Annotated in this window: 8 protein-coding genes and 1 pseudogene; 4 read left to right on the plus strand and 5 right to left on the minus strand. The window is 71.6% G+C overall.

The annotated features are described in order from the left end of the window. Both ACH4KB_RS37765 and ACH4KB_RS37770 read right to left on the minus strand, forming a co-directional pair. Nucleotides 1–229: helix-turn-helix domain-containing protein (locus ACH4KB_RS37765; RefSeq protein WP_398071605.1), on the minus strand; the 229-nt coding region annotated here is incomplete at its 3' end. Nucleotides 230–367: 138 nt separating this feature from the next. Further along, on the minus strand, nucleotides 368–997 hold the full coding sequence (locus ACH4KB_RS37770) for a class I SAM-dependent methyltransferase (RefSeq protein ID WP_398071606.1): 630 nt from the start codon (nucleotides 995–997) through the stop codon (nucleotides 368–370). Nucleotides 998–1,033: 36 nt separating this feature from the next. On the opposite strand from ACH4KB_RS37770, the pseudogene ACH4KB_RS37775 reads away from it, so the two are divergent. Continuing rightward, a pseudogene (locus ACH4KB_RS37775) lies at nucleotides 1,034–1,923 on the plus strand (IS5 family transposase). A gap of 18 nt (nucleotides 1,924–1,941) precedes the next feature. Here the strand turns inward: ACH4KB_RS37775 and ACH4KB_RS37780 are convergent. Next, on the minus strand, nucleotides 1,942–3,402 hold the full coding sequence (locus ACH4KB_RS37780) for a helix-turn-helix domain-containing protein (protein WP_398071613.1): 1,461 nt from the start codon (nucleotides 3,400–3,402) through the stop codon (nucleotides 1,942–1,944). A gap of 446 nt (nucleotides 3,403–3,848) precedes the next feature. On the opposite strand from ACH4KB_RS37780, the gene dnaN reads away from it, so the two are divergent. Next, nucleotides 3,849–4,973, plus strand: a complete 1,125-nt coding sequence (dnaN, locus tag ACH4KB_RS37785; protein ID WP_398071608.1) for a DNA polymerase III subunit beta — start codon at nucleotides 3,849–3,851, stop codon at nucleotides 4,971–4,973. A 99-nt stretch (nucleotides 4,974–5,072) separates the two neighbouring features. Next, nucleotides 5,073–5,810: a hypothetical protein gene (locus ACH4KB_RS37790; RefSeq protein WP_398071610.1), complete on the plus strand. Its 738-nt coding sequence runs from the start codon at nucleotides 5,073–5,075 to the stop codon at nucleotides 5,808–5,810. 117 nt (nucleotides 5,811–5,927) lie between these two features. Here the strand turns inward: ACH4KB_RS37790 and ACH4KB_RS37795 are convergent, their stop codons facing one another. Together ACH4KB_RS37795 and ACH4KB_RS37800 are read right to left on the minus strand one after the other, a co-directional pair. After that, complete coding sequence (locus ACH4KB_RS37795; RefSeq protein WP_398071611.1) at nucleotides 5,928–6,812, minus strand: glycoside hydrolase family 19 protein; 885 nt, start codon at nucleotides 6,810–6,812, stop codon at nucleotides 5,928–5,930. A gap of 292 nt (nucleotides 6,813–7,104) precedes the next feature. Next, a complete protein-coding gene (locus tag ACH4KB_RS37800; protein ID WP_398071615.1) occupies nucleotides 7,105–7,989 on the minus strand; it encodes a glycoside hydrolase family 19 protein in 885 nt (294 codons plus the stop codon). 347 nt (nucleotides 7,990–8,336) lie between these two features. Between ACH4KB_RS37800 and ACH4KB_RS37805 the strand changes: the two genes are divergently transcribed. Then, nucleotides 8,337–9,716 carry an MFS transporter gene (locus ACH4KB_RS37805; protein WP_398071617.1) on the plus strand — a complete coding sequence of 460 codons (1,380 nt, stop codon included), beginning with the start codon at nucleotides 8,337–8,339 and terminating at the stop codon, nucleotides 9,714–9,716. Nucleotides 9,717–9,825 lie beyond the last annotated feature (109 nt).

The following is a 9,825-nucleotide window of genomic DNA, read 5'->3' on the forward strand; positions in this document are numbered from 1 at the left end:
CGATCCGGTGCTCGACAAAACGCGCCCGCCACCGGCCCACCGCATGCGGCGTCGAGCCGAGCCGGGCAGCAACGTCCTTATTCGAAGCGCCCTCCTCGCAGGCCAGGATGATCCGACAGCGCAAGGCCCACGCCTGCGGCGTGGACCGACGCCGCACCCACCCCTCGAGCGCGGCCCGTTCCTCACCCGACAGGATCAACTCGGCCTTCGGCCGCCCAGTACGCGCCACAGACCAAGCCTATACATCTGAACAGAATTCCTGACTCAGAAGACTAGGGGGTGTCTGACAATTCCGGTCTGATCAGGGAGATTCGGCTGAGCTGGCAATCCGGAGGTGCGCCGATCGGCTGGGGGGACTGGGCAGTGGCTACGAACGGCGGGCCAGTAGATGGGTGTCGAGGAAGCCCCGATCAGAGGCTGGATCGTGGAGCAGCCGGGCGAAGGGATCGAGCCCAGCATCGCCCAGCAGTTCGGCGAGGCGATCCACCGGCCAGCTGTAGGCGGGCGCCACCTTGTGGTCGAACCGGACCGGTACTTGTCCGTCGGTCCCGAAGAAGGAGACCAGGAGCAGACCGTTCGGTGCCAGGACGCGTACCTGTTCGGCGAGCAGCTCCGGTAGTTCCCCCGGAGGGGTGTGAATCATTGAGTAGTGGGCCAGCACGCCGCCGAGCGCGGCGTCCTCGATCGGCAGGGATTCCATCCGCGCCTCTTGGAAGCGCAGCGCCGGATGGGCCTGCCGGGCGTGGTCGACCATGCCGGGGGCAAGGTCCAGTCCGAAGGCGTCCAGGCCGAGTTCGTGCAGCATGGCTGTCAGATGTCCGGGACCGCACCCGACGTCCGCTGTCCGCAGGTTGCCCGTCGCGCGCACCAGTTCGGCGAAGGTGCCGATCATGGCCCGGGAGAAAGGCTGCGTTTCCAGCCGGTTTGCGAACAGCGACGCGTACAGCTCGACGACACCGTCGTAGGCCGTCCTGGTCTCGTCCTGATGATTCACCACGGGCAGGACTCTATAGCCGGTCTGATAATTGATCTTGTGGCAGGCCGAGGTGAGTTGACGGAAGCGGCATGGAGGCGGATAGAGCCCCTTTTGCCTCAGGTGGACGGACGGGGCCGTCCGTGGCGTGATCACCGGCAGGTGGTCAACGGGGTGCTGTGGCGGCTGCGGACCGGGGCTCCGTGGCGGCATCTTCCCGACCGGTTCGGGCCGTGGCAGACCGTCTACGAGCGGTTCGCCCGCTGGGAGGCGGACGGCACCTGGGCACGGTTGCCGGAGCACGTTCAGGTCCGCGATGACGCGGTGGGCCGGGTGGAATGAACCGTCTCCGTCGACTCCACCATCAACCGAGCCCACCAGCACGCAGTCGGCGCCCGCAAAAGGGGGATGTGAACGGGGACGAACGGGAAGATCCGGGCCGCTCGCAGGCGCGCCAGGCCCTCGGCCGCTCCCGAGGCGGACTGACCACCAAAGTCCATCTCGCCGTCGATGGCCGGGGCCTACCCCTGTCGATTGTGCTCACACCCGGCAACGTCAACGACGCGACGGCGTTCGGCCAGGTCCTCGACGGCATCCGCACCCCGCGCCTCGGCACGGGCCGCCCGCGCACGACACCGGACCGTGTGCTGGGTGACAAGGCGTATTCCAGCAGGGCCATCCGCCATCTGCTGAGGCGCCGGGGCATCGCTGCCACGATCCCCGAGCGCCGCGACCAGGCGGCGAACCGCCACCGACGCGGAGCCCTCGGCGGCCGGCCGCCGACCTTCGACAAGGTCACCTACCGCGACCGCAACGTCGTCGAACGGTGCTTCGCCCGCCTCAAGCAGTTCCGCGCGATCGCGACCCGCTTCGACAAGCTCGGCGACCGCTACCGTGCCGGAGTTGTCCTGGCTTCCTTGATCCTCTGGCTCCGCGAGTCCACGGGGTAATCATTCGTCAGACAGGCCCTAGGCCGCCGCAGCCAGGTCGCGGGCCCTCAGCGCCAGCCACAGGTCGTAGCGGGCGCTCGGAGGCCGGAGCAGCGAGCGCTGGAGGACCGTTTCGAGCCGGGTGAGGCGTTTGCGGGCGCCGGGCACGCTGATGCCCAGCTCGGCGGCGGCCGGACCCAGGCGGCCCTCGCAGCGCAGCCAGGTACGCAGGGTCTCCTCGGACCCGAGGACGGGGGCCAGTTGCTGGTCGGCCCAGTGCAGGACGGCGGGGCGGCGCAGGACCTCGTCGAGCGTCCGCGCGGCCTCTCGCGTACCGGCCCCGGTGGGGGCGTACGGGGCGGGCTCGGCGGTGCACGCCGGGGCGGGGGTGGCGCGGACGCGCAGCGCCAGGTCCAGGGCGGCCTGGTCGGCCAGCCGGTGCAGGTCGAGGCCGAGCAGCTCGCCGATGAGCCGCAGCCGGGCGGCCAGGGTGTTGCGGTGGACCTTGAGGTGATCGGTCGCGTGCGACGAGAACGCCAGCCAGGAGCCGGCCGTGGCCGCCAGCTCCTGGGCCCCGGGGTCCTGTGCGCGGCGCGGCACATGGGTCAGGAGCGGGGTCAGCAGGCTGTTCGCCCACTGTCGCCCGGCCGGTCCGACGACGTACGCAGGATCCGGCGAGACGCCGAACCGGGCGTGGCGGGACGGTAGTTCGCGGGCGACGGCCAGGGCGTGGAAGGCCTGGCGGTAGCCGGTCGCGGTGTCGGCCAGCGGCACGGGTTCGCTGACGCCCACGACGCAGTCGTCGACCTGGGCGGCGACGGCCTCGTCGGTCGGGGCGGCCCCCTCCTCCGGCCCCTCCGCGGGCATCACCAGGATGAGGTGGCGGGCGTAGACGGGGCACCGCACGATCCAGGACCGGGCGCCGTCCGCGTCAGCGCAGACGCCGGCCACCTCGTCACGGCCGTCGCCCGAGCACTCCACGACGCACACCCGTACCGGATCGGGCAGCCGGGGGCGCAGCGCACCGGCGACCTGCTGGGCGATGGAGAGCTGGCCCGTCATCAGCAGGTGCAGCACCGCCTCCCGGCCCCGGGACTCCGCGAGATCCACCCGGCGGCGTTTGCGCTCCAGGGTCTCGGCCTGTCGGCACACGGACAGCGGCAGGACCACATCGGCGAGCAGGGTGGCGAGCCCGGCCGCTGCGGGCCGGGGAGTGACGACGGCGAGCACGGGGGCGGTGCGGTCGTCGGCGCTCAGGGGGAACAGCAGGGCGGTGTGCGCGCCGGTGTCGAGGGAGTACGCCCGGGCCGCGCGCTCCGTGAGGGCGCTCGCGCCCTCGGCGACGAGCCCCGCGATGTCGGGGGCCACCGCCCGTGCCGTACGGTCCGCCGCGTGCAGCACCGTCCCGTCCGGGCCGACGAGCCCGGCCCAGCCGCCGGCCCGCCCGGCCAGCCAGCGCAGCAGCTCGGCGGTGCCGCCGGTGCGGGCCAGCCGGTGCATCAGCAGAAGGTCGTCCGCACGCTCCCGTGCTCGCACCTGTTTCCCCGTTCCCGCCCTGGACGCGGCCGTGGCGCCGGTGGTCCGCCCCGCACGGCTGACTGTGCGGACCGATACCCCGGTGACCGCCCCACTGGGCGCATTGAAGCTCCCGTCTCCCTACCCTGCGTTCTATGGTCCGAACGTGTTCCAGTCCGTCGGGGGACGGCCCCGGAACAGGGGGTGCCGGGGCACGGGTGCCGGGGGAACGCGAGCACGGGGGAACGCGGGCACGGGGGAACGCGGGCACGGGGGAACGCGGGCACGGGGGAACGCGGCGGCAGCGGCTCACGGGGGTGGTCGCTGTCGTCGGCTCCCGCCCCGCGCCGACTGTCAGTGGCGCCTCCTATCGTCGTCATCATGGGAGCCGGCCTCCGGCTCCGGCTTTCGACGTGCCAGGAGAGGCCCCCGTGGAGTTCCGTATCGAACGCAGTGCCCTGACCGAAGCCGTGTCCTGGGCGGCCCGTGTGCTGCCCGTGCGCTCGCCCGTCCCCGTGCTGGGCGGGCTGCTGCTCGACACGGAGGCCAGGGACGAGGGCGAGGGCGGGGGCGGGCCGCTGAGGATCTCCGGGCTCGACTACGAGGCGTCCGCGCGCATCGACGTGGACGCCGAGGTCGTGCGGCCCGGGAAGGTGCTCGTCATGGGGCGGCGGCTGCTGGACATCTGCAAGGTGCTGCCCGAGGGGCCCGTGGAGTGCTCCGTGGAGGGCTCCAGGTTCACGGTGTCGGGCGACGGGGCCCGGTTCGGCCTCTCCGTGCTGCCGCTGGACGACTACCCCGCGCTGCCCCCGCTCCCGCAGGTCCGGGGCGCGGTGGACGCGGGGCTGTTCGCGGCGGCCGTGGCCGATGTGGCGGTGGCCGCGGGGCGTGACGACACACTGCCCGCGCTCACCGGGATCCGGCTGGAGCTCGACGGCGACACGATGACGCTCGCCGCGACCGACCGGTACCGCTTCGCCGTACGGACCCTCCCGTGGAAGGCGACCACGCCCGGCGAGAGCGCCGACGTCATCGTCTCCGCCCGCCGCCTCACCGAGATCGCCCGCTCCCTGGACCGGTCCGGGCTCGTGAGCGTGGCTCTGGACGCCGGTTCGGCGGGCTTCGAGCACGCCGGGACGCGGACCACGGTGCGGCTGCTGGAAGGCCGCCTGCCGCGCCACGAGAAGCTGTTCGCGATGGCGGACCCGGCGGTCGCGGTGGTGGACCGGGCCCGGCTGACGGAGGCCGTCAAGCGGGTCTCCGTCGTCGCCGACGGCGACAGCCCGGTGCAGCTGACCTTCGCCCGCGCCGACGCCTCCGTAACTCTCCGCGCGGGTTACGAGGACGACGTGGCGTCCCAGCGGCTGCCGGCCGCCCTGGAGGGGGCCGAGGAGCTGACCGTGGCCTTCAACCCCGGCTATCTGGCGGACGCCCTGGCCTCCTTCACGGAGCCGTCCCTGCGGCTTCTGCTGCTGGGGGCCGGCCAGCGCGCGATGATCACGGACGAGGCGGGCACGGACGCCCACCGGCACCTGCTGATGTCGGTGAAGCCGTAGTTGGGGTGAGGGCGAGTGCTCGTCAACCTCACTATGCTAAGCGGCGGTTGAGAGCAACGCGGAGTCACAGCAAGCCATGTCGAGTCACGGGGGGCGAACATGAACGGACAGGAGCTGTTCGCGCGGCTGTTCCAGGCGGCGTTGATGGTGTTCAAGCCGAAACGCGCCGACCGGATCGTCGACGAGACGATCACCGCTCTCCAGGTCGCACGTTCCCTCGTCGGGACGGTCGCGGTCATCTGGATCACCATCGCCTACTGGGGATCGGCGGACGACCCGCTGCGGGCGAAGTTCGAGGAACTGATCCTGGCCGCGACGATCCTGGTCTTCGCCGTGCCGGTCATCCTGTTCGTCTTCATACTGGCCGCCGAAGGCACCCACCGGGGCCTCTACCTGAGCCGGATAGCGGGCCCGCTCACGGCCGTGGGCACCCTGGCGGGCGTCTACTACCTGGCCTTCGTGGTCAGCCCCGCCATCGGGCGCACCGCCGTCGAGGACTTCGACATCGTGCCGATGCTGCTGACCATGCTGGTGCTCCTGCCGTCCTACGGCGTGGCCGCCTTGTTCCTGATCATCGGCACGGCGTTCGCGGTCGTGACCGTCTTCCGCCTCTCCGACGTCCACGAGACACTGCCCCCGCTGGTCTCGCCGTTCCTGGTGTGGACGCTCTTCGTCATCCAGCTCGCCGATCCGCCGATGTCCGGCATCCCGGTGCTGCTCCGCATCCTCTTCCTCGTCGGCCCGCCGCTCTCCGTCACCGCACTGTCCTACGCCGAGCTGCGCCAACTGCGCCTGCACCACGGCGTCACGCTCCGGGCGGCGCTGAACCGCACCTGATGTCCGAACGCCGAAACGGGGGTGCACCCGGCGTGAGCCGGACGCACCCCCGTTTCGGATGGGGTCCTCAGGGGCCCCTCACCAGCCCTCACGGGCCGGTGAGGTGCGTTGGAGCGGTCAGCAGCTCAGGTTCGGACCGGTGGTGGTGCCGAGGATCTGGGTGAACTGCGTGAACTTGTTGATGCGGCTCTGGACCTGCGCCGGGTTGCCGCCGTTGCACTCCAGGGCGCCGTTGATCGAGCGGATCGTCTCGCCGAAGCCGGCGTTGTTGACGATGGCGTTGTGCGGGGTCATGGTGCCGGGGCCGTTCTGGGTGTTCCAGTACCAGAGGCCGGTCTTCCACGCCACGGCGGCGTTCTGCTCCACCAGGTACGGGTTGGCGAGCAGGTTGATGCCCAGGGCGTCACCGGCGGCCTTGTAGTTGAAGTTCCAGCTCAGCTGGATCGGGCCGCGGCCGTAGTAGGCGGCCTGGCCGGCCGGGCAGCCGTAGGACTGCGTGGTGTCGCAGTAGTGCGGGTAGTTCGCCTCGTTGACTTCCTTGATGTAGAACAGCCCGCCGGTCTCGTGGCTGACGTTGGCGAGGAAGGCCGCGGCCTCGCGCTTCTTCACCTCGTCGCTGCCGGTGTTGGCGAAGGCCGGGAAAGCGCTCAGGGCGTCGGTGAGGCCCTTGTACGTGTAGAAGGCGTTCCGGTTCGGGAACATCTGGTTGAACTGGGCCTCGCTGACGACGAAGCCGTTGTTCTCGCCCGGGTTCTCGCCGCCGGTGCCGCAGGCACCCTTGTCGGCCCAGACGTCCGACGTGCCCGGACGCTCGTTCTGGGTCCACCACTTCGCGGTGTAGTTGCGGCCGTTGTACGAGACCGTGCCGCCGTTCGTGTAGACGGAGGAGGAGCTCCAGGCCGTGGCGCAGGTGGCTGCCTGCGCGGTGGTGGCGGGAAGGACGACGAGCGCCGCGACGATCGCGGCGAGCGCGACCAGCAGACTCATGACACGTCGGATCACGTGATCACACTCCTTGGACGCGGCGCGACGTCCGGCCTGCGCCGCAGTGGGGGTGCCGACACTCAAGCGAGGATGGTCTGGACCTGTCAAGGTCTAGACCATCCTCGGAGAAGATGCCGGTTCCACCGGTTCCGGCCGCCGCCGAGCGGGGCGATCACGTCAAGAGGGCCCTCAACAGCCGCTATTGCGCGGGAAGTCCATCCGCTGCCCCCGCGAACGGCGGCGGAACCGAAGGTAAAATCTTCCGGCCCGCCCAGCATGCGGACGGCTCCGAACGACAGTCCCGAGGGGCTCAGCAGCTGAGTCCGGCGCCCGGGGCCACTCCGACGATGCCGGTGATGCGCTCGTACCGCTCCACCCGCGCGGTCACCGACCCCGGGTTGCCGCCGTCGCACTCCAGAGCCCCGTTGAGCGAACGGATCGTCTCGCCGAAGCCGGCGCCGCCGACCATCGCGTCGTGGGACGTCATGGTGCCGGGGCCGTTCTGGGTGTTCCAGTACCAGAGGGCGGTGGCCCAGGCGACGGACGGATCCCGCTCGACCAGCCAGGGATCGTTCAGCAGGTCGAGCCCGAGGGCGTCCCCGGCGGCCTTGTAGTTGAAGTTCCAGCTGAACATGATCGGGCCGCGCCCGTAGTACGCCTCGCGCCCCGCCGGGCAGCCGAAGGGCTGGGTGTCGTCGCACTTGCGCCAGTAGTTGGCCTCGTTGATCTCCTTGACGTACTTCAGCCCCACCGACTCGAAGTCCGCGTGCGTCAGGAACGCCGCCGCCTCCCTGGCCCGCGTCTGCGGCGTACCGACGTTGGCGAAGCGCGGATAGGCGCGCAGCGCGTCGATCAGGCCCTGGTACGTGTAGAAGGGGTCGCGGTCCGGGAAGATCTCGTCGAACCGCTGCTCGCTGATGACGAAGTCGGACACCCCTCCCGTACAGGCGCCCCGGTCCGACCAGGCGGACCCGGCCCCCGGATTCTCGCCCCGCGTCCACCACTTGGCGCTCCAGTTGCGCCCGTGGTGGGAGACGGTGTCCCCGGCGCGGTAGTCGGCCGACGCGCTGTGGAGCGGCGCGCAGGGCCCGTCGGCGGAGGCGGCGGCCGACACGGCGGGGGCCGCCGTCACGAGAGCGGCGGCGAGGGTGGCCAGGGCCGCCGGGACGGTCAGGAACCTCTTGGCGCGATCGATGCGGACAAGGCGATCGAGGCGAACAGGGCGATCGACGCGGTTCAGGGCTGCTCACTCCTTCGGCGCGGCACACCGAGCGTCCCGGCAGGCCGACATGACGGGCCACCACCCAAGCCCGCCTGGTCTGGACCTGTCAAGGTCTAGACCAGCCACGCCAAAGCTCGCCCCGTCCGACCGGAACCCCGCCCGGGCTCGCCCGCGCCCGCCGGGGCTTGATACCCACCCCGGGTATATGGCCGGTCAAGCCATTGTGGCGAATGACGCCCCCTCCATAGCGTCATCGGGTGATATCCGCACAGCAGCCCCGCCGCCAGGCCGCACTCGTCGTTCTCTGCTTCGTCCAGTTCATGCTGGTGCTGGACGACACCGTCGTGAACGTGGCCCTCCCCAGCATCAGGAGCGACCTCGGCTTCAGCACCACGGACCTGACCTGGGTCGCCAACGCGTACTTCCTCGCCTTCGGCGGACTGCTGCTGCTCTTCGGCCGCCTCGGCGACCTGATCGGCCGCCGCCGGGTCTTCCTCTGGGGCGTGACCCTGTTCGGCGCCGCGAGCCTGCTCTGCGGACTCGCCCAGGAGCCCTGGCAGCTCGTGGCCGGACGGTTCGCCCAGGGGGCGGGCGCGGCCATGGCCAGCCCGGCGGCCCTGGCGCTGATCACCCTGCTCTTCCCCGGCCGCGCGGAGCGCGCCAAGGCGCTCGGCATCTGGGGCGCCATCGCCGGTCTGGGCGGCACCACCGGGGTGGTGATCTCCGGGGCGCTCACCGGGCTGGCGTCCTGGCGCTGGATCTTCCTGATCAATCTGCCGGTCGCCGTCCTGGCCCTGGTGCTCCTGCCCCGCCTGGTCGGCGAGAGCCGCACCGACCGCCCGACCCGGCTGGACGTCCCGGGCGCGCTGCTGGGCACCGGCGCCGTCGTCTCCCTGGTCTACGCCCTGCTCCAGACCGAGCGGGCGGGGTGGAGCGACCTGCCGGTCGTGGCGCCGCTGCTGCTCGGCATCGCCCTGGGGGCCCTCTTCCTCCTGGTCGAGGCACGCACGGCGGATCCGCTCATCCCGCTGTCCTTCCTCTCCGTCAGGATCCGCGCGGTCTCCAACGCCGTGGGCCTCCTCTTCGCCGCCGCCTTCTTCTCCCTGTCCTTCCTGCTGATGCTGCATCTGCAGACGGTGCTGGGATACGGGCCGCTCAAGGCCGGCTTCGGCTTTCTGCCCTACGGCGCGGGCATCCTCACCGGCGTCTGGTGCTCCTCCCGCCTGGCGGTCAGGCTCGGGCTGCGGTGGGCGCTGGTACTGGCGTTCCTGATCAGCGCGGGCGGGCTCCTGCTGCTCTCCGGGGTGTCGCCGGACGACAGCTACGCGACCGGCGTGCTGCCCGGCATGCTGGTCGTGAGCTTCGGCTCCGGCCTCGGCTTCCCCGCCCTCGCCATCGCCGGGGTCTGGGGCACCGACGAGGAGAACGCCGGCCTCGGCTCGGCGATCCTCAGCTCGGTGCAGCAGATCGGCGGCGCCGTGGGGCTGGCCGTCCTGGTCTCCGTGGCCACCCGGCGCAGCGAGGAGCTGACCGGTTCCGTCGGCCCGTCGCGCGCGGCGACGGAAGGGTTCTCCCTGACGCTCACCATCGCCGCCGGGCTGCTCGTCCTCGGCGCCGCGCTCATCGCCGTACTGCTCGCCAAGGACAGCGCGGCACAACCGGAATCCGCCGCACGGGAGCCGTCACCGAAACCGGTGTAGCGGTGGGACGGGAGAGCGCGGAGACGCGAGCGGGGGGGGGGGGGGGGGGGGGGGGCCCCCCCCCCCCCCCCCCCCCCCCGGGGGCGCCCCCCCCCCCCCCCCCCCCCAC

Source organism: Streptomyces sp. NPDC017520 (assembly GCF_044329855.1).
In the GTDB taxonomy this organism is placed as follows: Bacteria; Actinomycetota; Actinomycetes; order Streptomycetales; family Streptomycetaceae; genus Streptomyces.